Here is a 20,633-nt window from a genome sequence, read left to right on the forward strand (position 1 = left end):
AGCATCACCGGCTGCGTGTTCACGGTCATGGCCAGCACATCGGCCGGGCCTTCGTGGATCAGCTTGCCCAGGTCTTCACCCATGGCATCGGACGCTTCCTTCAACGTTTCCTGAACAGCGGGGTGATCACCCCAGGCATCGAGCATGCCCACGGCCTGAGAGCCCTGGCCCGGAAACACAAACGCAAAATTCTTCATGGAGATATTCAGTTCAGACGAGAACGGGGGAAGGCGCCGCTCAGAAGTCGAGCAGCACCGAGCCCCAGGTAAATCCGCCGCCAACGCCCTCCAGCATCAGCGTGTCGCCCTTTTTGACCTGTCCCAGTCGCACGGCATGGTCCAGCGCCAAGGGGATGGAGGCGGCCGAGGTGTTGCCGTGCTGATCCACGGTGACGACCACCTTGTCCAGAGGCAGTTTGAGCTTGCGCGCCGTGCTGTGCATGATGCGGATGTTCGCCTGGTGCGGGATGAGCCAGTCGATGTCCTCCGTGGTCTTGCCGGCCTTGGTGAGCGTGGCGCGCGCGGTGTCTTCCAGCACGCCGACCGCCAGCTTGAAGACAGCCTGCCCATCCATCTTCAGCAAGGGGTCGCCGAGGACCTGCCCGCCGGCGACATGGCCGGGCACACACAGAATGCCCGTGTGCTTGCCATCCGCATGAATATCGGTGGCCAGAATCCCCGGCGTGTCCGAGGCTTCCAGCACCACCGCGCCCGCACCATCGCCAAACAGCACGCAGGTGGTCCGATCGGTGAAGTCGAGCAGGCGGCTGAAGATCTCGGTCCCGACGACGAGGGCCTTGCGCGACGTGCCCGAGCGGATCAGGGAATCCGCGACGGTCAGCGCATAGATGAAACCCGTGCACACCGCCTGCACATCGAAGGCCGGGCAGCCGGCGATGCCCAGCTTGCGCTGGACAATGGTCGCGGTCGAGGGAAACACCATGTCCGGCGTGGACGTGGCGACAATGATCAGGTCGATGTCGCCAGGTGCCACCCGGGCGGCGGCCATGGCCTGCTGGCAGGCCTCGACCGCCAGGTCACTGGCGTACACGCCGTCGGCCACAAAGTGGCGCGCACGGATGCCGGTCCGCTCCACGATCCAGTCGTCGCTGGTTTCCACGCCGCGCGGCGCCAGCAGCTCGACCATGTCGGCGTTGGTCAGGCGCTGTGGCGGCAAGCTGCTGCCTGTGCCGGTGATGCGGGCGTAGCGTGTCATGCAGATGAAAGGCGAAAATTCAAAGGGTCGGAATGCTCTTGAGCTCGCTGGGCACGGACTCGGGCGCAATCAGCGGCTTGGCGTGGGCAATGCGCTGGCGCACGTTGTCCAGCAATTGGTTGTGGGCCGCATCATAAGCCCGGCTCAGCGCATGTTCGAACGCAAACGCATCTGCGGACCCGTGGCTCTTGAACACCAGCCCCCTCAGGCCGAGCAGGGCCGCACCGTTGTACCGACGGTGGTCAACGCGATTTTTGAAGGACTTTAGAACCGGATAGGCGACGATGGCAGCGATTTTGCGAAAAATGTTCTTTGAGAATTCTTCGCGAATGAATCCGCTGATCATGGAGGCAAGCCCCTCGCTGGCCTTGAGCGCCACATTTCCGACAAAGCCATCACAGACCACGATGTCTGTCGTGCCCTTGAAAACGTCGTCGCCCTCAATGTTTCCGAAGAAATTGAGATCGCCGGTGTTAGACGCATTTCGAAGCAGAACACCCGCTTGTTTGATGACTTCGCTGCCTTTGATCACTTCTTCGCCCACATTGAGCAGGCCCACGGTGGGCTCGGGGCGACCGGTGACCGCGGCAACCAGGGCAGAGCCCATCACGGCGAACTGAAGCAAGTGCTCGGCCGAGCAGTCCACATTCGCGCCCAGATCGAGCACCGTGGTCGCACCACCGCGAGCGTTGGGCATCTGCGTGGCGATCGCCGGGCGGTCGATGCCATCCATCGTTTTCAATACGTAGCGGGCAATCGCCATCAGCGCCCCGGTATTGCCGGCGGACACCGCCGCCTGCGCCGCGCCGTCCTTGACCTGGTTGATGGCCACCCGCATCGAAGAATCCTTCTTGCGGCGAAGCGCCACCTCCACCGGGTCCTCCATGGTCACGACCTCACTGGCCGGAACCACCTTGCAGCGCACATTGTTGAGCAACTGGGGCCAGGCACGAAACACCTCGGGCTTGCCCACGAGCAGCAGTTGCGCCTGAGGATGAGCAGCCAGAAAGGCCGTGCAGGCAGGCATGGTGACGGCCGGCCCGACATCCCCGCCCATGCAATCCACAGCGATGGTGATCATGACAACACCCCGGATCGAGCGCTTTGCGCACCCCAAGAACAAAAAAAGCCCGCATGCAGCATGCGGGCCTGTGCCTCACTGGCCAACCGGACCCCGTTCGCGACACCGCGGCGAGGCCCGTGGCGGCCCGCCATCAGGCTTCGGACTTGTTTTTCAGCACTTGGCGGCCCCGGTAGAAACCGTTGGGGCTGATGTGGTGGCGCAGGTGGGTTTCGCCGGTGGTCGGCTCCACGGCAATGCCGGGCACGTTCAGCGCATTGTGCGAACGGTGCATGCCGCGCTTGGAGGGGGATTTTTTGTTTTGCTGAACAGCCATGGTGGGCTCCTGAAATCGGTAGGGTCAAACGGAGTGGCACAAACGGAGACCTGAAATGACTCCGTTCAACCGGTTGCGCGCCTGACCCGAGCACGTCAACGTGCGAATGGATACCAGCGCAAAGCCAAGCATTATAGCCCGAAGGCAGCCATGCCGCCAGCCATTGAGCCATCGTGCCCGACCGCGTCACTTCTTGAGCTTGGCCAACTCGGCAAAAGGGTTCTTGCGGGGCGCCACCTCTGCGGCGGCCTCCTCCGGATCGTCCGAGCGCATCGATACCGGCACCGGGCAAGTTTCGTGCATAGGCACCAGAGGCAGTTCCATCAACAGTTCGTCCTCCAGCACGTCGTGCAGATCGGGCCTGGGCTCCAGGGCCAGCAAGTCCTCTTCGCAGTCGTCGTCCTGCGCCTCGGCCGTGGCTTCGTCGGCCACAAAGCGGAACCAGCGGTCCACGGACACGGGTGTCTCCACGGGCGCCAGGCAGCGCTGGCATGTCAGGGGCACCTGCGCATCGGCCTGCAGATGCAGCCAGACGTCGGGCGAGCCACCGCTGGCCGCTGGCCGCATCTCGCCTTGTGCAAGCCAGCGCACGGGCGCAGGCGAGGCGCCATCGTCCAGGGCGGTCTCGGCCTGGACCCGGGGAAACGCCGAGAGGGGCTCTTCCGCCTGCAGACTGGCGGCAGCCTGGGCGAAGGCCCGCATGTCCAGGCGCCGGGGGTTCCAGGCCGTCTTGGGGGTGTCTTTCATCCGGGCAGTGTAAAAGAATGCGGGGAGAATACCGGGATGACCACCGCATCCGATCCGTCTTCCGACGCCCTGTCCCGAGCCCTCGTCCTGGGTTCCACATCGCGGTATCGCCACGCGCTGCTGTCCCGCCTGGGCGTGCCATTCCAGGCTGTCGCCCCTCAGGTGGATGAGACGCCTCGTGCCGGGGAACAACCGGCCGATCTGGCGCTTCGCCTGGCCCTTGAAAAGGCCCGAGATGTCGGGCAGCGCCACCCCCAGGCCGTGGTGATCGGCAGCGATCAGGTGGCCGATCTCGCGGGCGAGCCGCTGGGCAAGCCGGGTACCCATGAGCGGGCCGTGGCCCAGTTGCGACGCATGCGAGGCCAGACTGTGGTGTTTCAGACAGCCCTGGCTGTTGTCTGCCTCGCCACCGGCTTCGAGCAGAGCGACATTGCCGCCGTGCGCGTGGTGTTCCGCGACTTGAGCGACAGCGAAATCGAGCATTACCTGCGTGCGGAGCAACCCTACGACTGCGCCGGCAGCGCCAAAAGCGAGGGCCTGGGCATCGCGCTGCTCGAGCGCATCGACAACGACGACCCGACCGCCCTTGTGGGCCTCCCGCTCATCCGCACCTGCCGGATGATTCGCGCGGCCGGGGTGAAGTTGTTGTGAGCGCCCACTCCGAAGCGCGTGGCACGCTCTACCTCGTGCCCACCCCCCTGGATTTCGGTGTGACGCAGGCCGCCCCCGCGGCACCATCGGAGTGGCTTCCGGCCGAGACGCTGGACACCGCCCGGCGCCTGACGCACTGGATCACTGAAAACGCCAAGAGCACACGGGCCTTTCTCAAGCGCGTCGACGCCTTGGCCACACTGGCCGCGCCCGTGCAGGCGCATCAGATCGTCGAGCTTCCCCGCGCGGCGCACAAGAAAGGTGACCACGCGCCGCAGGCAGGCAGCGATGCGCAGGCCCGCGAGCTGCTCGCGCCCGCCCTGCTCGGGCACGATATGGGCCTGGTCAGCGAGGCCGGCATGCCCGCGATCGCGGATCCCGGCAGCTCCATCGTTCGTGCTGCGCATGCGATCGGCCTGCGGGTGGTGCCGCTCACAGGCCCCATCTCGCTCATGCTCGCCCTCGCCGCCAGCGGGCTCAACGGGCAGAGTTTTGCGTTTGTCGGCTACGTGCCTCAGGAAGCCACCGAACGCACGAAGCGCCTGCGCGAACTGGAGGCCCAGGCCTTGAAGACCGGACAGACGCAGATCCTCATTGAAACGCCCTATCGCAATGCGGCCCTGCTGCAGGCGCTGTTGCAGGCCTTGCATCCGCACACGCGATTGGCCGTGTGCGCCGCACTTACCTTGCCGCGACAGGTCTGCCGCAGCGCGCTGGTGCAGGAATGGAAGCGCAGCCCCAAGGCTGTGGCCGAGGACCTGCCGCTGGACGCGCCCTGCGTCTTCCTGCTGGGCCGCTGAAACCCCGGCTCAGACGCCCAGACGCTTCAGGTGCGCACGCACCGAACCGCTGAGTTCGGCATTGGCCAGGGCCAGATCGATCGTGGCCTCCAGAAAGCCTTCCTTGCTGCCGCAGTCGTAGCGCTTGCCGGCATAGCGGAAGGCCTGCACCTTTTCCCGGCCGATCAAGGCCGCGATGCCGTCGGTGAGCTGGATTTCTCCCCCCGCACCCCGAGGTTGCTGGCGGATGCTCTCAAACACCGCAGGCGTGAGGATGTACCGACCTGCCACCGCCAGGGTGGAGGGCGCCACATCCGGCGCAGGTTTTTCCACCATCGCGAACACCTCGGCCAATGCCTGGTTGGCGCCATGAACGTCGACGACACCATAGCGGCGCGTCTCGGCGCGGGGCACGTCCTGCACCGCCAGCACCGTGCCGGGGCTGGATTCATAAGCCTGAACCATCTGCTGCAGCACGGTGGCACCGCCCTGCACCTGGTCCTCGCCCATCATCAGGTCGTCGGCCAGCAGCACTGCAAACGGCTCGTTGCCCACCAGGCGCTCTGCGCAGAGCACCGCATGGCCCAAGCCCAGGGCTCGAGGCTGGCGCACGTACACGCAATCCATGTCATCGGGCTTGATGGAGTGCACGAGTTGCAGCAAGGCAGACTTGCCGGCTGTCTCCAGCTCCATCTCCAGTTCGTAGGCGGTGTCGAAATGGTCCTCGATGGCGCGCTTGTGGCGCCCGGTCACGAAGATCATCTCGCGGATGCCAGCGGCGTAAGCCTCTTCCACGGCGTACTGAATCAACGGCTTGTCCACCACCGGCAACATTTCCTTGGGAATGGCCTTGGTGGCTGGAAGGAAACGGGTGCCCAGGCCACCCACGGGAAATACGGCTTTGCGGATCGTCATCTTGGTTTGGCTCGCATGTTCGTGAAGAAAGGCTCACCATGTTAACGGCGCTCGCGCCAGCGTCCATCGAAAGGCTACACTGCAGCGAATTGAAAGCGGGGCATGCCCCCACTGGTTCAAACCACTCCCATCTCGCATGAGCATCACCCCCGTCATCCTCTGCGGCGGCTCCGGCACCCGTCTGTGGCCTCTGAGCCGTCATAGCTTTCCGAAGCAGTTCGTGCCCCTTCTGGGCGACAAGAGCCTGCTCCAGCTGACCCTGGACCGCCTGGCCTGGTGCGACAACCCGGTCATCTGTGTGGCGGCCGAAGACCACCGCTTCCTGGTGGCCGACGCGATCGAAGCAGAGAACGTGCCCGGACAGGTGCTGCTCGAACCGGCGGCGCGCAACACCGCTGCGGCCATGGCGCTGGCGGCCCTGCTCGCCCGCGCCAAGGACAAGGCCGACCCCCTGCTGCTGTTCTGTCCCTCCGACCACCACATTCCTGACGCGGCGGCCTTTGCCCAGACGATCCGCCAGGGCGTGCCAGCGGCCGAAGCCGGCGCCATCGTCACGTTTGGCGTGATGCCCAGCTTCCCCAGCAGCGCCTATGGTTACATCCAGCAGGGCGACGACCGCGCCGACGGCAGCCGCAAGGTGGCCCGCTTCATCGAAAAGCCTGCGCCGGCCGCCGCCCAGGCCTTGCTGCTGCAGGGCAACGTGCTCTGGAACGCTGGCATTTTCCTGGCGCGCGCCAGCACGCTGCTGGCCGCACTCGCCCAGCACGCCGCCGACATCCTGCAGGCCTGCGAGAAGGCAATGGCCCAGACGCGGCAGGACCGCGTTGGCCAGATCGATTTCGTTCGCCCCGAAGCCGCGTCCTTTCTTGCCTGCCGCTCGCAGAGCATCGACTACGCGGTGATGGAGCCTCACGACAACGTGGCCGTCGTGCCCTTCCAGGGCCAATGGAGCGACGTCGGCAGCTGGAACGCGGTGGCCGAGCTGAGCGCCGCGGATGGCGAAGGCAACCGAATCACAGGCCAGGGTCACGCGCTGAATGCGCGCAACACTTTCATCCACGCGCCAGGCCGCACCGTGGTGGCGCTGGGCACGCAGGACCTGCTGATCATCGACACCCCCGACGCCCTGCTGGTGGCGCAGCGGGACCACGCGGAGCAGGTCAAGGACGTGGTGGCCCATCTCTCGCAGCGCAAGGTGCCACAGGCCGCAATGCACCGCCGCGTGGCGCGGCCCTGGGGCTGGTACGACAGCGTCGACATGGGCGAACGCTTTCAGGTCAAGCGCATCGGCGTGAAGCCGGGTGCCTCGCTCAGCCTGCAGAAACACCACCACCGCGCCGAGCACTGGATCATCGTCAAGGGCACGGCCGAGGTCACCCGTGGACAGGAGGTGTACCTGCTGTCGGAAAACCAGTCCACCTACATTCCCATCGGGGAAGTGCACCGCCTGCACAACCCCGGCAAGATGGTGCTGGAGATGATCGAGGTCCAGTCGGGCAGTTATCTCGGCGAGGACGACATCGTGCGGCTGGAGGACATCTACGGCCGCCAGCCCGAAACCGACGCCAAGAAGTAAAAGAATGAAAGTTCTGCTCACCGGCGGCGCGGGCTACATCGGCAGCCACACGGCCGTGGCCCTCATCGAAGCCGGCTTCGAACCGGTGTTGCTGGACAACTTCGCCAACAGCCACCCGGTGGTGCTGGACAGGCTCGCGCGCATCACCGGACAAACCATGCCGTTTGAACAAGGCGATGTGCTGGACACACCCTGGGTCGAAGACGTGCTGCGCCGCCACCGTCCCGTGGGCGTGATCCACTTTGCTGGCGACAAAGCGGTGGGTGAGAGTGTCGCGCTGCCACTGAAGTACTTCCACAACAACATCGGCGGAGCGGTCAGCCTGCTGCGCGCGATGGAAGCCGTGCACGCGCAAGACCCTTCAACCGCGCCGACCCTGGTCTTCTCCAGCAGCGCAACGGTCTACGGTGATCCGGCGACGGTGCCGATCACCGAGGACTTCCCGCGCAGCCACACCAACCCCTATGGCCACAGCAAGCTGGTCATCGAAGACATGCTCACCGCCCTTTGCGCTGCACGTCCAGCCTGGCGGGTCGGCACGCTGCGCTACTTCAACCCGGTCGGTGCCCATCCCAGCGGGCTGATCGGCGAGGACCCGGCGGGCATCCCCAACAACCTCATGCCCTACGTGGCGCAGGTGGCCGTGGGCCAGCGTGAACATCTCAACGTGTATGGCAACGACTACCCCACCCCCGATGGTACGGGTGTGCGCGACTACATCCACGTGCAGGACCTGGCCGCCGGCCACGTCGCCGCCATCCAGGCTTTGCTGAGCCGGGGCGAGAGCTTCACGGTCAACCTGGGCACCGGCAGCGGGCACAGCGTGCTGGACGTGGTGCGCGCCTTCGAGAAGGCCAGCGGCCGCCCTGTGCCCTACCGGATCGCGCCGCGCCGCGCGGGGGACGTCGCCCAGTGCTGGGCAGATCCCGCCCGGGCCTCGCGCCTGCTGGGTTGGCAGGCCAAGCTCACGCTGGATCAGATGTGCGCCGATGCCTGGCGCTGGCAGAGCGGCAACCCCAACGGCTACAAGGGCTGAACCGGCCCCGCAGCCTTTACTTCAGCTGCACGCCCGCCGCACGGGCGGCCACGAACAGGCCTTCGCCCACGCTGGCGCCAAAACGCTTGGCCAGCCGCAGGCCGACGTTCTCGCGGCGGGTGTAGTCCACGATCTCCTCGGCCTTGACGATCTCGCGAGCCACGAAGTCGAGGTTGCCCAGGCCATCGGCCAGACCCAGCGCCACCGCCTGCTGGCCATTCCAGACCAGGCCGCTGAAGGTGTCGCCGTTCTCTTTGAGGCGGTCACCCCGCCCCTTTTTCACCACCTCGATGAACTGCGCGTGGATCTGACCCAGCATGGTCTGGATGTACGCCTTCTGCGCCTCATCCTGAGGGCTGAACGGGTCCAGCATGGCCTTGTTGGCCCCGGCGGTCATGAGGCGGCGCTCGATGCCCAGCTTGTCCATCAGACCGGTGAAACCGAAGCCGTCCATCAGCACGCCGATGCTGCCGACCAGGCTGGCCTTGTCGACATAGATGTCGTCTGCCGCGGCAGCGATGTAGTAGGCGGCCGACGCACAGGTCTCTTCCACCACGGCATAGACCTTCTTGCCGTGCAGGCCCTTGAGGCGGGTGATCTCGTCGTTGATGATGCCCGCCTGCACGGGACTGCCGCCGGGCGAGTTGATGAGCAGCACGACGGCTTGCGCGCCCTCATCCTCGAACGCGGAGCGCAGCGAGGCCACCACGTACTCGGCGCTGGCCTCGGCCCCGCTGGCGATCTCGCCCTTGATGTCCACCACCGCCGTGTGCGGCGTGCTCACCGTCGTGGTGGTGTTGCTGCTGTAGAGGAACCAGGCGACGGCGCCGAACAAGGCCAGCCAGAGCAGCCGGCTGAACATCTTCCAGCGGCGCGCAGACTGCTGCTCGCGGATGGTCGCAAAGACCAGTTTTTCCAGGGTGGCGCGCTCCCAGGCGACGCCCGGCGTGCGGTCGCTGGAGGCGTTGGCGGACGGGCCGGGGAAATCGTCGTTCATGGTCGAAGGCTCTCAGAATTCAAGGGGTTTGAGGTGGTATTGTGACCGCCAGTGGACCACCCCGTCGTGCTCCACCAGTTCGATCTTGACCAGCCCGCCCCGGCATGGACCGCCCTGGCAGGCGCCGGTGTCGGGCTCGTACACCGCGCCATGCGTGGCACACAGCAGCCAGCGGCCGCTGTCGTCAAAGAAGCGGTCGGGCTGCCAGTCCATTTCCATGGCCACGTGGGTGCAGCGGTTCAGGTAGGCATGCGGCTGGCCCCGGTAGCGGATCGCGAACGCGCGGCAAGTCTGGCCCGCATACACCACGTCGAACGACACGGCGCGCCCCCCGTCGACCAGATCCCGGCTGTTGCACAACGCGTAGATCGGGTCATCGAAAGGGTTGCTCATGGCCAGCTCAGGCGTGGGCGTTCAGCCAGTCGTGCAGCTCGCGCACCGAGTGCGCCACGTGCAAGGGGTTGAGCACCGCGAAGCTGGCCGGCTCGTGCGCGCCGTAGCTCACGCCCACGCTCGCACAACCCGCGTTGACGGCCATCTGCAGGTCGTGCGTGGTGTCGCCGATCATCAGGGTGCGCTCAGGCGCCACGCCGAACTCGCGCATGAGCTCGTGCAGCATGCGGGGGTTCGGTTTGCCGGCGGTCTCGTCGGCGGTGCGGGAGCCATCGAACACGCCCTGCAGCTCCACCGTGTGCAGCACCTCGTTGAGACCGGCGCGGCTCTTGCCGGTGGCCACCGTCAGCCAATGGTGGCGGCCCTTGAGTTCGGCCAGCAGCGGCAACACCCCTTCGAACAGACTCAACTCGTGCTGCGCGGCCATGTAGTGGTGGCGGTAGCGCTGCCCGAGCTCCGGGTAGCGGTCGGGCGGCACGTCGGGCGCGGCATGGGCGAGGGCTTGCATGAGGCCCATGCCGATCACGTAGCTGGCCGCCTCGCGCGTAGGTGGTGCACCGCCGACGTCCACCACCGCCGACTGGATGCAGCGGGTGATGAGCGCCGTGGAATCGAACAGGGTGCCGTCCCAGTCGAAAGCGATCAGATCGTATTGGCGCGGTCGCATGGGGTCAGGCACAGAGGGTTTGCGCGTGATGGCGCAGATGGTCTTCGACGAAGCTGGCGATGAAGTAGTACCCGTGGTCATACCCTTCGTGCCGCCGCAGCGTCAGCGGCTGGCCGGCCTGCGCGCAAGCCGCCTCGAACAGGTGCGGGTGCAGCTGCGCAGCGAGGAAATTGTCCGACAGGCCCTGGTCGATCAGCAAAGGCGGCGCCTTGTGCCCCGCCTTCACAAGCTCCGTGGCATCGTGCGCAGCCCAGGCGGAGCGGTCATCGCCCAGGTAGCCCGCAAAAGCCTTTTCGCCCCAGGCGCACTGCATCGGCGCGGCGATCGGCGCAAACGCCGAAACACTCTGGTACAGCCCGGGGTGGCGCAAGGCCAGTGTGAGTGCGCCGTGGCCGCCCATCGAGTGGCCCAACAGGCCCACACGGTCCGCGCGCGCGGGAAATCGCGAAAGCACCTGTTCGCGCAGCTCCTGGGTGACCCAGCTTTCCATGCGGAAGTGCGCCTTCCAGGGCGCTTGCGTGGCGTCGAGGTAGAAGCCCGCGCCGTGGCCGAAGTCCCATGCGGCGCTCGCACCTTCGATGCCGGTGTCGCGCGGGCTGGTGTCGGGGGAGACCAGCATGAGCCCCAGCTCGGCCGCCACGCGCTGCGCGCCGGCCTTGATCGCGAAGGTCTCCTCGGTGCAGGTCAGGCCCGCCAGGTAGAACAGCACCGGCACCGGTCCTTGTGCGGCCTGGGGCGGCACGAACACGCCAAACTTCATGGGCAGGCCGATCGAGGCCGAGGCGTGGCGGTAAAAGCCCTGCACGCCGCCGAAGCAGCGGTGCTCGCTCAAGGTCTCCAGGTCCATCAGAACTCCACGACGGCGCGGATGGATTCGCCGCGCTTCATGAGCGCAAAGCCTTCGTTGATGTCGGCCAGCTTGAGCTTGTGGGTGATCAGGTCGTCGATGTTGATCTTGCCGTCCATGTACCAATCCACGATCTTCGGCACATCGGTGCGGCCCCGCGCGCCACCGAAGGCCGAGCCCTCCCATTTGCGGCCCGTGACCAGCTGGAACGGGCGCGTGCTGATCTCGGCACCGGCCTCGGCCACGCCGATGATGATGCTGCGGCCCCAGCCCTTGTGCGTGCACTCCAGCGCCTGGCGCATCACTTGCGTGTTGCCGATGCACTCGAAGCTGTAGTCGGCGCCGCCGTCTGTCAGCTGCACGATGGCATCGACCACGTTCTCCACCTCCTTCGGGTTGATGAAGTGCGTCATGCCGAACTTGCGCGCCATCTCCTGGCGGGCCGGATTGAGGTCGACACCGATGATCTTGTCCGCGCCCACCATCCGTGCGCCCTGGATCACGTTCAGGCCAATGCCGCCCAGGCCGAACACGACCACGTTGGCACCTGCCTCCACCTTGGCGGTGAAGATCACTGCGCCAATACCGGTGGTGACGCCACAGCCGATGTAGCAGACCTTGTCGAACGGGGCGTCCTCGCGGATCTTGGCCAGCGAGATCTCGGGCGCCACGGTGTAGTTGCTGAAGGTGCTGGTGCCCATGTAGTGGAAGATGGGCTTGCCATCAAGGCTGAAGCGGCTGGTGGCGTCGGGCATCAGGCCCTTGCCCTGCGTGCCGCGGATCAGTTGGCACAGGTTGGTCTTGCGGCTCAGACAGAACTTGCACTGGCGGCACTCGGGCGTGTAGAGCGGAATGACGTGGTCGCCCTTCTTGAGCGTGGTCACGCCCGGGCCCACGTCCACGACGACGCCTGCGCCTTCATGGCCAAGAATGGCCGGGAAGATGCCTTCGGGGTCCGCGCCCGAGAGCGTGTAGTAGTCGGTGTGGCAGATGCCGGTGGCCTTGATCTCGACCAGCACCTCGCCGAACTTCGGCCCTTCCAGTTCCACGGTTTCGATGGTCAGGGGCTGGCCTGCTTTCCAGGCCACGGCGGCTTGCGTCTTCATGGTGTGCTCTGCTCGGAGGTTGTGAAATCGCTCACGAGGTTACCGCAGATCACAGCCCCTCACCGGCGCGCCATGACAAGACCCGAAACACCAGCAGAACGGCCTCCTGCAGGCCACGGGGTGCCCCACCGGGGCGGCGCGAGGCACCGCCAGAGGTCTACTCAGTCTTCGCGCCGCCCTTGAACCATTGACCGATGAGGGCGCGCTCTTCTTCCGTGACGCCGGTGGCGTTGTTCATCGGCATCAGCCGCGTGACAACCGCCTGCTGGTAAACCGCCTGCGCGTGCTGCTTGAGCGCATCGGGTGTGTCCAGCCGCACGTTCTTGGACTGCAATGCCTCGCCATGGCACATCACGCAACGCTGTTCGATCACCGGCTTGACCTGCGCATAACTCACGCTCGCCGGCACCGCCACGGCCGCCACCGGCGCCGGCTTGAGCCAGACGATCAGCGCAAGCAGCGCCACCACACCGGCCAAGGCATAGGGCCAGGGGTGCTTGTTGCGGCCCAGCTTGTAGCCATGGCGCATGACGAAGAACTGGCGGATCGCCGCGCCCGCGAACATCATGCCGATCAGGATCAGCCAGTTCTGCGGGTGTGCGTAGGTGAAGCTGTAGTGGTTGCTGAGCATGGCGAACACCACCGGCAACGTGAAATAGGTGTTGTGCACGCTGCGCTGTTTGCCGCGCTTGCCGTGGATGGGGTCCACCGGTCGGCCGGCCTTGAGGTCGGCCACCACCGTGCGCTGGCCCGGAATGATCCAGAAAAACACGTTGGCGCTCATGGCCGTGGCGATCATCGCGCCCACGAGCAGGAACGCCGCCCGCCCCGCGAACAGCTGCGTGGCCAGCCAGGCTGCCACGCACACCAGCACCAGCACCAGCGCGCCCACCTTCGCGTCGCCGTTCTCCTTCTGCCCCAATGTGCGGCAGATCGCGTCGTACAGCAGCCAGAACACCACGAGGAAGCCCAGTGCGGTGGCGATCGCAGCGGCCGGCGACCACTCGAACACCTTCGGGTCGATCAGGTAGACGCTGGGGCTCCAGAGGTAGGAAATGAGGAACAGCGCGAAGCCCGACAGCCAGGTGGAGTAGCTCTCCCAGTAGAACCAGTGCAGGTGGTCCGGCAGCCTTGGCGGCGACACGTTGAATTTCACCGGGTGGTAGAAGCCACCGCCATGCAGCGCCCAGAGCTCCCCGCTGACACCATCCTTCTTGAGCTGCTCGTCCTCTGGCGGCGTCAGGCTGCTGTCGAGAAAGACGAAATAGAAAGAGGAGCCAATCCAGGCAATGGCCACGATCACGTGCAGCCAGCGAAGCAGCAGATTGGCCCAGTCGAGCAGGTAGGTTTCCATGGCACCTCAAGGCAAGGTCAGGTCTTGCGACTCACCACCGCGGGCGCTCTGAGTCGTCTGAGGGCCGCGTTTGGGTGTTGTGACAACACCTGCTCCGCTGCGACCGGTCGGCAAAGTGTATACACTTTTTGAGAACATTCAAGAGGTCATTCGCGCATCCGCTGTGGCCTCGCAGGCAAGCAACAACTGCGCCACCACGGAGGCGGCGATCACCGCAGGCGCCTTGCCCCGGATACCTGGCAGGCCGATGGGACAGGTGATGCGCGCCAGCTCGCCCTCGCTGAAACCGCGCTGGCGCAGACGGCTGCGAAAGGTCGCCCACTTGGTTTGGCTGCCGATGAGCCCCACGAATCCCAGGTCCCCGCGCAAGCGCTGCCGCTGCAGGCAGGCCGCCACGATGTCGAGGTCCTCGGCGTGCGAGAAGCTCATGATCAGCACGATGGAGCGCGGCGCGAGGTCGCGCACGGCCAGCTGCACCGGCTCGGAATACTCCGTGCGCACGCCGATCGGCAGATCCTGCGGAAACACCTCGTCACGGCTGTCGATCCACGTCACTTCGAACGGCAACGGCGCCAGCGCCTGCACCAGCGCGCGGCCCACGTGGCCTCCGCCGAACAGCGCCAGCGGCGCATGGCCCTGGGTCAGGCGCTGGCGCAGTGCCTCCCGGCAACTGGCATCCACCGCCTCAAAATGCAACACCAGGGCACCACCACAGCACTGGCCCAGGCTGGGCCCCAGGGTGACCGCCTGCGACCAGACCGCGGGCCGCTCCGCAGCCCCGGGCCCCAGCGCCTCGCGCGCGTGGCGCATGGCATCCCACTCCAGGTGCCCGCCACCAATGGTCCCGACCGAGCCACCCACCGCTCCGGCGAAAACCGCCATCCACGCACCGGTCTCCCGCGGCACGGACCCGCGCGTGGCGCCGACCGTCACCAGCACGGCGCGCTCCGTCGCCAGGCGCAATAAAAAGGCTTCGAGGTCTGAGAGCATCTGTGGCGTCGACGTCAAGAAGATGGATGGACACGTCATCGCGAGGGAAGACATCCCAGTATCCGCCCTTACTGTAACCACGCCCGACCGAAAACGCCCATACACTTCATCCGCCCCGCCATATGGTCCAGCCGAAGACCCCGCCCGTCCACCCCCGATCCCCTTGCCGATCAGCCACCATGAGAGACATCCCACCCGCTCCCCGTCCGGCCACGCGCGCGGACGCCGCCGACCAGCACCGTGCGCCCTGGGGCTGGCTGGGCCTGTGCACCGCCGCACTGCTGGCCGCCTGCGCCGCACCGCTGCCCCCTCCACCGCCTCCCCCACCGCCGCCCCCGCCGGCCCCGGTGCCTGCGCCGCCTGCGCCCGTGAGCACCCTCCCCGCGCCGAACGTCATTTCCCAGGCCGCCTCGCCACTCGACTACCGCAAGGACGGCGCGCGCCACATCTATGAGCGCAACGCCCACCGCATCTACAAAGGCCAGTTGCCGCCGCTGATGCACGCCGTGGGTGTGTTGCAGGTGCAGGTCGACGGGCGCGGCAACGTGCAGAACATCAACTGGATGCGCGCCCCCAGCCATGTGCCCGACGTCATGCGCGAGATCGAGCGCACCGTGCGCGCCGCAGCCCCCTTCCCGGCGCCCGTGCGCATGGGAGGCGTGACCTACACCGAGGTCTGGCTGTGGGACAAGAGCGGCAAGTTCCAGCTCGACACGCTGACCGAAGGCCAGCGCGACAAGTAGGCCTCGACCTGGTCGAAAAAAAACCCGCCAGCCGGCGGGTTTTTTCATGCCCGCTCAGCTGCCCCGGTAGGTCGAGTAACTCCAGGGGCTCACCAGCAGGGGCACGTGGTAGTGCTGGTCGGCGTGGGCCACGCCAAAGTCCAGCGACACGCGGTTGAGGAAACTGGGTTCGGGCAGCGCCACGCCCTTGGCGGCGAAGTACCCCTTCACGTCGAAGACCAGGCGGTAGGTGCCCACCTTGAGGCTGGCGTGGTCATACAGCATCCCATCCGGGTTGCGGCCATCCTGGTTCAGGGTGAAGCGTTTGACGAGCGTGGCCTTGTCGCCCTCGGTGGTGTGCAGCTCCACCACCATGCCGGCGGCGGGGCAGCCGTGCATCGTGTCCAGAACGTGTGTGCTCAATCCCATGGTGTGTCCTTCCAGCGTTTGATGGTCGACCGAAAGTGTATACACTTTTTGTTTTTCTGGATATGATGGACCGCATGGAAACCACCTCCAGCACCCTGCACATCGTCGAGTCGCTCACGCGGGCCATCGTGGAGCACCGGTTGCACCCGGGCACCAAGCTGGCCGAGCAGAAGCTGGCCGACCACTTCGGCGTCTCGCGCACCCTGGTGCGCCAGGCGCTGTTCCAGCTTTCGCAGAATCGGCTGATCCGCCTCGAACCCGCGCGCGGGGCCTTCGTGGCCACGCCTTCGGTGCAGGAAGCGCAGCAGGTCTTCGCCGTGCGCCGCATGCTGGAAGTGGAGATGACGCGCGCCTTCGTCAAGAGCGTGACCAACGCCAAGATCAAGGCGCTGCGCGAACACGTGGCGCAGGAAAAGACGGCCGTCAACAACGAGGACGTGGCCGGACGCACCGAACTGCTGGGCGACTTCCACGTGCGCATGGCCGAGCTCATGGGCAACCAGGTGCTGGCCGAACTGCTGCGCGAACTCATCTCACGCTGCGCGCTCATCACCCTCATGTACCAGAGCAACCAGGCCGCCGAACACTCGAACGACGAACACGCCGACATCGTCAAGGCGCTGGCCGCGCGCGACGAGGAACTCGCGGTGCGCCTGATGAACGAGCACCTGCTGCACGTGGAAGAAAACCTGACCTTCGACCGCAAGCTGCCGACCAACGACATCTCCATGGCGCTGTCATGACGCCCTTGCGCTGCCTGCCCGACACGCGGCACGGCTGATCAACCTCCCTTTCTGGCCGCTTATGTCTGTCTACGATTCCACCGCCCCCTACCCCCGCGATCTCGCCGGCCACGGCCGCGATGTCCCCCATGCCCGCTGGCCCCATGGCGCGCGCATCGCTGTGCAGTTCGTGCTGAACTACGAAGAAGGCGGCGAGAACAGCGTGCTGCATGGCGACGACGCGTCCGAGCAGTTCCTGTCCGAGATGTTCAACCCGGCGGCCTACCCGGCTCGACACATCAGCATGGAAGGCATCTACGAGTACGGCTCGCGCGCCGGCGTCTGGCGCATCCTGCGCGAGTTCGAGCGGCGCGGCCTGCCCCTGACCGTCTTCGGTGTGGCCACCGCCCTGCAGCGCAGCCCGGACGTGACCGCCGCGTTCAAGGAACTCGGTTACGACATCGCCTGCCACGGTCTGAAGTGGATCCACTACCAGAACGTGGACGAAGCCACCGAGCGCGCCCACATGGCCCAGGCCATGCAGCTCATCGAACACCTCACCGGCAGCCGCCCCCTGGGCTGGTACACCGGTCGCGACAGTCCCCAAACGCGCCGCCTGGTGGCCGACCACGGCGGCTTCGAGTACGACAGCGACTACTACGGCGATGACCTGCCGTTCTGGATGAAGGTGCGCAAGACCGATGGCAGCGATGCGCACCAGCTCATCGTGCCCTACACGCTGGACTGCAACGACATGCGCTTCGCGCTGCCGCAGGGCTACTCGCACGCAGACCCGTTCTTCCAGTACATGAAAGACACCTTCGACGCGCTCTACGCCGAAGGCGATCCCCATGGTCTGGACCGGCCCAAGATGATGAGCATCGGCATGCATTGCCGACTGCTCGGCCGGCCGGGGCGCATCACCGCGCTGCAGCGCTTCCTGGACCACATCGAGCGACACGACAAGGTCTGGGTCGCACGGCGCCTGGACATCGCGCGCCACTGGACAGCCACCCACCCCTTGACCGCCGCCTGAGGCCGCACCCCATGCCCATCACCCTGGAACAACTCAACCGAGCGACGCTGGCCGAAGCCACGCAGATGCTCGATGGCCTTTACGAGCACTCGCCCTGGATCGCCGAACAGGCGCTGGCCCGACGCCCCTTCGGCTCGCTGGCCGCGCTCAAGCACGCCATGGTGACCGTGCTCGACCGCGCCGGCGTGGAGCCTCAGCTCGCGCTGATCCGCGCCCACCCGGAACTGGCCGGCAAGGCCATGGTGGCCAAGGCACTGACCGCCGAATCCGCCAACGAGCAGACCAAAGCCGGCCTGACGAACTGCACGCCCGAGGAATTCGCGCACATCCAGGCGCTCAACGCGCAGTACAACGCGAAGTTCGGTTTTCCCTTCATCCTTGCCGTGCGCGGACCGCGCGGTGTCGGCCTGAACAAGCGCGAGATCATCGCCACCTTCGAGCGCCGCCTGGGCCACCCGGTGGACTTCGAGCGCGCGGAGTGCCTGCGCCACATCCACCGCATCGCCGAGATCCGGCTCAACGACAAGTTCGGCTTCGAGCCCACCGTCGGCAACCGCGTGTGGGACTGGCACGAAGACCTGGCGCGCCACAGCGACCCCGGCTTCGCCGAACACGGCCAGCTCACCGTGACCTACCTCACCGATGCGCACCGCGCCTGCGCGGCCGACATCGCGTCCCGCATGCGCGACTGCGGTTTCGACGAGGTGGCCATCGACGCGGTGGGCAACGTGGTCGGCCGCTACCACGGCGCCACGCCGCACGCGCCGGCCCTGCTCACCGGCAGCCACTACGACACCGTGCGCAACGGCGGCAAGTACGACGGCCGCCTGGGCATCTTCGTGCCCATGGCCTGCGTGCAGCAGCTGCATGCCGCCGGCCGGCGCCTGCCCTTCGCCTTCGAGGTGATCGGCTTCGCCGAAGAAGAAGGCCAGCGGTACAAGGCCACCTTCCTCGGCTCGGGTGCGCTCACCGGCCACTTCAACCCCGCCTGGCTCGACCAGCAGGACGCCGAAGGCGTGACCATGCGCGACGCCATGCGGCACGCCGGCCTGCCCGCCACACTGGAGGCCATCGCGGCGCTGCAGCGGGACCCGTCCAAGTACCTTGGCTTCGTGGAAGTGCACATCGAACAAGGCCCGGTGCTCAACGAGATGGACCTCCCACTGGCCGTGGTCACCTCCATCAACGCCAGCGTGCGCTACCTTTGCGAAGCCATCGGCATGGCCAGCCATGCCGGCACCACGCCCATGGACCGTCGCCGCGATGCCGCCAGCGCCGTGGCCGAACTCGCGCTTTACGCCGAGCAGCGCGCCGCGTCCGATGGCGACTCGGTTGCCACCATCGGCATGCTCCAGGTCCCAGGCGGCTCGATCAACGTCGTGCCCGGGCGTTGCCTGTTCTCGCTGGACATGCGCGCACCCAGCAACGAGCAGCGCGATGCGCTGGAGCGCGACATCCTCGCGCAGCTGCGCGCCATCTGCGAGCGCCGCGGCATCGGGCTCAAGACCGAAGAGACCATGCGCGCGGCCGCCGCGCCCAGCGCGCCCGCCTGGCAGGCCCGCTGGGAACAAGCCGTGGCCGCCCTGGGCGTGCCGGTGCACCGCATGCCCAGCGGTGCCGGACACGACGCCATGAAGCTGCACGAGGTGATGCCGCAGGCCATGCTCTTCGTGCGCGGCCTCAACAGCGGCATCAGCCACAACCCGCTGGAGTCCACCACCAGCGACGACATGGAGCTGTGCGTCAACGCTTTCTCGCACCTGCTCGACCAACTCGCCACCGAATCCCCGAACGGAACGCCCTCATGACCACCGAACAACAACTGGATGCCTGGATCGACGCGCACTTCGACGAGGAGGTGCGCTTCCTGCAGGAACTCGTGCGCGTGCCCACCGACACGCCGCCGGGCAACAACGCGCCGCACGCCGAACGCACCGCCGAGCTGCTGGCTGCCATGGGTCTGAAGGCCGAGCAACACGCCGTCCCCACCCAGGAGGTGGAGGCGGCTGGTCTGCAGAGCATCACCAACCTGATCGTGCGCCGCCCCTATGGCCCGGGCAAGACCATCGCCCTCAACGCCCACGGCGACGTGGTGCCACCCGGCGAAGGCTGGACCCACGACCCCTACGGCGGTGAGGTGGTGGACGGCCGGATCTACGGTCGGGCCACGGCGGTGAGCAAGAGCGACATTGCCAGCTTCACCTTTGCGATCCGTGCCCTCGAATCGCTCAACGCCAAACTTGCGGGCGGGGTGGAACTGCACGTCACCTACGACGAGGAGTACGGCGGCGAGGTCGGTCCCGACTGGTTGCTGAACAAGGGACTGACCAAGCCCGACCTGATGATCGCCGCCGGCTTCAGCTACCAGGTGGTGGTGGCCCACAACGGCTGCCTGCAGCTGGAGGTGACGGTGCACGGCGACATGGCGCACGCCGCAATCCCCGACAGCGGCACCGATGCGCTGCAGGGCGCCACCCACATCCTCAACGCGCTGTACGCGCTCAACGCCGAGTACCTCAAGGTCAGCTCCCAGGTCGAGGGCATCACCCATCCCTATCTCAACGTGGGCCTGATCAGCGGTGGCACCAACACCAACGTGATTCCCGGCAAGGTGGTGCTCAAGGTGGACCGCCGCATGATCCCCGAGGAAGACCCGGCCGACGTGGAGGCCTCCCTGCGCCGCACCATCGAACAGGCCGCGGCCAGCTTCCAGCCACCGCGCGGCGGCCGCCAGCTCAAGGTGGACGTGCGCCGCATCCTGCTGGCGCGCGCCATGAAGCCCCTGCCTGGCAACCAGCCACTGGTGCAGGCGATCCAGAAGCATGGCCAGGCCGTGTTCGGCGAGAGCATCCCCGCCGTCGGCACCCCGCTCTACACGGACGTGCGCCTGTACTCCGAACGCGGCATCCCGGCCGCGATCTATGGCGCCGGCCCGCGCACCGTGCTCGAATCGAACGCCAAGCGCGCCGACGAGCACCTCGTGCTGGAGGACCTGCGTCGTGCCACCAAGGTGGTCGCACGCACGCTGCACGACCTGCTCGCGGAGGGCGGGTG

22 protein-coding genes and 1 pseudogene are annotated in these 20,633 nt (G+C 66.5%); 9 read left to right on the plus strand and 14 right to left on the minus strand.

Going from position 1 to position 20,633, the window contains the following annotated elements; all coding sequences use genetic code 11:
* The 5 genes and pseudogenes from KIT86_RS19060 to KIT86_RS19080 form a co-directional block, all read right to left on the minus strand.
* Positions 1–197 (minus strand): annotated as a pseudogene (locus KIT86_RS19060) (malonyl CoA-acyl carrier protein transacylase); the annotation flags it as partial.
* Between the two features lie 40 nt (positions 198–237).
* Positions 238–1,215 (minus strand): beta-ketoacyl-ACP synthase III, encoded by a 978-nt coding sequence (locus KIT86_RS19065; RefSeq protein ID WP_297401267.1) that lies wholly within the window; start codon positions 1,213–1,215, stop codon positions 238–240.
* Positions 1,216–1,234: 19 nt separating this feature from the next.
* Positions 1,235–2,296, minus strand: coding sequence for a phosphate acyltransferase PlsX (gene plsX / locus KIT86_RS19070; RefSeq protein WP_297401269.1), 1,062 nt, complete (start codon positions 2,294–2,296; stop codon positions 1,235–1,237).
* Between the two features lie 133 nt (positions 2,297–2,429).
* On the minus strand, positions 2,430–2,612 hold the full coding sequence (rpmF, locus tag KIT86_RS19075; RefSeq protein ID WP_005794249.1) for a 50S ribosomal protein L32: 183 nt from the start codon (positions 2,610–2,612) through the stop codon (positions 2,430–2,432).
* 186 nt (positions 2,613–2,798) lie between these two features.
* Positions 2,799–3,359: a YceD family protein gene (locus KIT86_RS19080; protein WP_297401272.1), complete on the minus strand. Its 561-nt coding sequence runs from the start codon at positions 3,357–3,359 to the stop codon at positions 2,799–2,801.
* Between the two features lie 36 nt (positions 3,360–3,395).
* Here KIT86_RS19080 and KIT86_RS19085 point away from each other — a divergent pair, with 36 nt between their 5' ends.
* Together KIT86_RS19085 and KIT86_RS19090 are read left to right on the plus strand one after the other, a co-directional pair.
* Positions 3,396–4,010, plus strand: coding sequence for a Maf family nucleotide pyrophosphatase (locus tag KIT86_RS19085; RefSeq protein ID WP_297401274.1), 615 nt, complete (start codon positions 3,396–3,398; stop codon positions 4,008–4,010).
* Positions 4,007–4,810, plus strand: a complete 804-nt coding sequence (locus KIT86_RS19090) for an SAM-dependent methyltransferase (RefSeq protein WP_297401276.1) — start codon at positions 4,007–4,009, stop codon at positions 4,808–4,810. The genes KIT86_RS19085 and KIT86_RS19090 overlap by 4 nt, the downstream gene beginning before the upstream one ends.
* Before the next feature lie 9 nt (positions 4,811–4,819).
* Here the strand turns inward: KIT86_RS19090 and galU are convergent, their stop codons facing one another.
* Positions 4,820–5,704 (minus strand): UTP--glucose-1-phosphate uridylyltransferase GalU, encoded by an 885-nt coding sequence (galU, locus tag KIT86_RS19095; RefSeq protein ID WP_297401278.1) that lies wholly within the window; start codon positions 5,702–5,704, stop codon positions 4,820–4,822.
* 136 nt (positions 5,705–5,840) lie between these two features.
* Between galU and KIT86_RS19100 the strand changes: the two genes are divergently transcribed.
* Positions 5,841–7,280 (plus strand): mannose-1-phosphate guanylyltransferase/mannose-6-phosphate isomerase, encoded by a 1,440-nt coding sequence (locus KIT86_RS19100; RefSeq protein WP_297401280.1) that lies wholly within the window; start codon positions 5,841–5,843, stop codon positions 7,278–7,280.
* Positions 7,281–7,284: 4 nt separating this feature from the next.
* Positions 7,285–8,316, plus strand: a complete 1,032-nt coding sequence (gene galE, locus KIT86_RS19105) for a UDP-glucose 4-epimerase GalE (RefSeq protein WP_297401282.1) — start codon at positions 7,285–7,287, stop codon at positions 8,314–8,316.
* Positions 8,317–8,332: 16 nt separating this feature from the next.
* Here the strand turns inward: galE and KIT86_RS19110 are convergent, their stop codons facing one another.
* The 7 genes from KIT86_RS19110 to xdhC form a co-directional block, all read right to left on the minus strand.
* Complete coding sequence (locus tag KIT86_RS19110; RefSeq protein ID WP_297401284.1) at positions 8,333–9,313, minus strand: S49 family peptidase; 981 nt, start codon at positions 9,311–9,313, stop codon at positions 8,333–8,335.
* A 12-nt stretch (positions 9,314–9,325) separates the two neighbouring features.
* A complete protein-coding gene (locus KIT86_RS19115; protein WP_297401285.1) occupies positions 9,326–9,706 on the minus strand; it encodes a Rieske 2Fe-2S domain-containing protein in 381 nt (126 codons plus the stop codon).
* A gap of 7 nt (positions 9,707–9,713) precedes the next feature.
* The gene (locus KIT86_RS19120) at positions 9,714–10,373 is read right to left on the minus strand and encodes an HAD family hydrolase (protein WP_297401287.1); all 660 of its coding nucleotides are present in this window, start codon (positions 10,371–10,373) and stop codon (positions 9,714–9,716) included.
* 4 nt (positions 10,374–10,377) lie between these two features.
* Positions 10,378–11,220: an S-formylglutathione hydrolase gene (fghA, locus tag KIT86_RS19125; RefSeq protein WP_297401290.1), complete on the minus strand. Its 843-nt coding sequence runs from the start codon at positions 11,218–11,220 to the stop codon at positions 10,378–10,380.
* Complete coding sequence (locus tag KIT86_RS19130; RefSeq protein WP_297401291.1) at positions 11,220–12,326, minus strand: S-(hydroxymethyl)glutathione dehydrogenase/class III alcohol dehydrogenase; 1,107 nt, start codon at positions 12,324–12,326, stop codon at positions 11,220–11,222. The genes fghA and KIT86_RS19130 overlap by 1 nt, the downstream gene beginning before the upstream one ends.
* Positions 12,327–12,483: 157 nt before the next feature.
* Positions 12,484–13,680 (minus strand): urate hydroxylase PuuD, encoded by a 1,197-nt coding sequence (locus KIT86_RS19135; protein ID WP_297401294.1) that lies wholly within the window; start codon positions 13,678–13,680, stop codon positions 12,484–12,486.
* Positions 13,681–13,818: 138 nt separating this feature from the next.
* Positions 13,819–14,670: a xanthine dehydrogenase accessory protein XdhC gene (gene xdhC / locus KIT86_RS19140; protein ID WP_297401307.1), complete on the minus strand. Its 852-nt coding sequence runs from the start codon at positions 14,668–14,670 to the stop codon at positions 13,819–13,821.
* A gap of 179 nt (positions 14,671–14,849) precedes the next feature.
* Between xdhC and KIT86_RS19145 the strand changes: the two genes are divergently transcribed.
* On the plus strand, positions 14,850–15,413 hold the full coding sequence (locus KIT86_RS19145) for a hypothetical protein (RefSeq protein ID WP_297401296.1): 564 nt from the start codon (positions 14,850–14,852) through the stop codon (positions 15,411–15,413).
* A 54-nt stretch (positions 15,414–15,467) separates the two neighbouring features.
* Here the strand turns inward: KIT86_RS19145 and uraH are convergent, their stop codons facing one another.
* Entirely contained in the window at positions 15,468–15,821 is a 354-nt protein-coding gene (uraH, locus tag KIT86_RS19150; protein ID WP_297401298.1) for a hydroxyisourate hydrolase, read from the minus strand.
* Positions 15,822–15,886: 65 nt separating this feature from the next.
* Between uraH and KIT86_RS19155 the strand changes: the two genes are divergently transcribed.
* The 4 genes from KIT86_RS19155 to KIT86_RS19170 form a co-directional block, all read left to right on the plus strand.
* Positions 15,887–16,564, plus strand: a complete 678-nt coding sequence (locus KIT86_RS19155; RefSeq protein ID WP_297401300.1) for a GntR family transcriptional regulator — start codon at positions 15,887–15,889, stop codon at positions 16,562–16,564.
* Positions 16,565–16,625: 61 nt separating this feature from the next.
* Positions 16,626–17,579: an allantoinase PuuE gene (puuE, locus tag KIT86_RS19160; protein WP_297401302.1), complete on the plus strand. Its 954-nt coding sequence runs from the start codon at positions 16,626–16,628 to the stop codon at positions 17,577–17,579.
* 11 nt (positions 17,580–17,590) lie between these two features.
* On the plus strand, positions 17,591–19,387 hold the full coding sequence (uraD, locus tag KIT86_RS19165; protein WP_297401304.1) for a 2-oxo-4-hydroxy-4-carboxy-5-ureidoimidazoline decarboxylase: 1,797 nt from the start codon (positions 17,591–17,593) through the stop codon (positions 19,385–19,387).
* The coding region (locus KIT86_RS19170) for a M20/M25/M40 family metallo-hydrolase (protein WP_297401305.1) at positions 19,384–20,633 on the plus strand (1,250 nt) is incomplete at its 3' end. The genes uraD and KIT86_RS19170, both read left to right, overlap by 4 nt.

The organism is Hydrogenophaga sp. (assembly GCF_026125825.1).
In the GTDB taxonomy this organism is placed as follows: Bacteria; Pseudomonadota; Gammaproteobacteria; order Burkholderiales; family Burkholderiaceae_C; genus Hydrogenophaga.

What these genes read in the sequence shown, in the direction of transcription:
- KIT86_RS19110 (WP_297401284.1), bottom strand. Translation starts at nt 9,313, where the DNA reads ATGAACGACGATTTCCCCGGCCCGTCCGCCAACGCCTCCAGCGACCGC.
- KIT86_RS19115 (WP_297401285.1), bottom strand. Translation starts at nt 9,706, where the DNA reads ATGAGCAACCCTTTCGATGACCCGATCTACGCGTTGTGCAACAGCCGG.
- KIT86_RS19135 (WP_297401294.1), bottom strand. Translation starts at nt 13,680, where the DNA reads ATGGAAACCTACCTGCTCGACTGGGCCAATCTGCTGCTTCGCTGGCTG.
- galU (WP_297401278.1), bottom strand. Translation starts at nt 5,704, where the DNA reads ATGACGATCCGCAAAGCCGTATTTCCCGTGGGTGGCCTGGGCACCCGT.
- KIT86_RS19130 (WP_297401291.1), bottom strand. Translation starts at nt 12,326, where the DNA reads ATGAAGACGCAAGCCGCCGTGGCCTGGAAAGCAGGCCAGCCCCTGACC.
- plsX (WP_297401269.1), bottom strand. Translation starts at nt 2,296, where the DNA reads ATGATCACCATCGCTGTGGATTGCATGGGCGGGGATGTCGGGCCGGCC.
- uraD (WP_297401304.1), top strand. Translation starts at nt 17,591, where the DNA reads ATGCCCATCACCCTGGAACAACTCAACCGAGCGACGCTGGCCGAAGCC.
- KIT86_RS19065 (WP_297401267.1), bottom strand. Translation starts at nt 1,215, where the DNA reads ATGACACGCTACGCCCGCATCACCGGCACAGGCAGCAGCTTGCCGCCA.
- rpmF (WP_005794249.1), bottom strand. Translation starts at nt 2,612, where the DNA reads ATGGCTGTTCAGCAAAACAAAAAATCCCCCTCCAAGCGCGGCATGCAC.
- uraH (WP_297401298.1), bottom strand. Translation starts at nt 15,821, where the DNA reads ATGGGATTGAGCACACACGTTCTGGACACGATGCACGGCTGCCCCGCC.
- fghA (WP_297401290.1), bottom strand. Translation starts at nt 11,220, where the DNA reads ATGGACCTGGAGACCTTGAGCGAGCACCGCTGCTTCGGCGGCGTGCAG.
- KIT86_RS19145 (WP_297401296.1), top strand. Translation starts at nt 14,850, where the DNA reads ATGAGAGACATCCCACCCGCTCCCCGTCCGGCCACGCGCGCGGACGCC.
- puuE (WP_297401302.1), top strand. Translation starts at nt 16,626, where the DNA reads ATGTCTGTCTACGATTCCACCGCCCCCTACCCCCGCGATCTCGCCGGC.
- xdhC (WP_297401307.1), bottom strand. Translation starts at nt 14,670, where the DNA reads ATGCTCTCAGACCTCGAAGCCTTTTTATTGCGCCTGGCGACGGAGCGC.
- KIT86_RS19100 (WP_297401280.1), top strand. Translation starts at nt 5,841, where the DNA reads ATGAGCATCACCCCCGTCATCCTCTGCGGCGGCTCCGGCACCCGTCTG.
- galE (WP_297401282.1), top strand. Translation starts at nt 7,285, where the DNA reads ATGAAAGTTCTGCTCACCGGCGGCGCGGGCTACATCGGCAGCCACACG.
- KIT86_RS19120 (WP_297401287.1), bottom strand. Translation starts at nt 10,373, where the DNA reads ATGCGACCGCGCCAATACGATCTGATCGCTTTCGACTGGGACGGCACC.
- KIT86_RS19155 (WP_297401300.1), top strand. Translation starts at nt 15,887, where the DNA reads ATGGACCGCATGGAAACCACCTCCAGCACCCTGCACATCGTCGAGTCG.
- KIT86_RS19080 (WP_297401272.1), bottom strand. Translation starts at nt 3,359, where the DNA reads ATGAAAGACACCCCCAAGACGGCCTGGAACCCCCGGCGCCTGGACATG.
- KIT86_RS19085 (WP_297401274.1), top strand. Translation starts at nt 3,396, where the DNA reads ATGACCACCGCATCCGATCCGTCTTCCGACGCCCTGTCCCGAGCCCTC.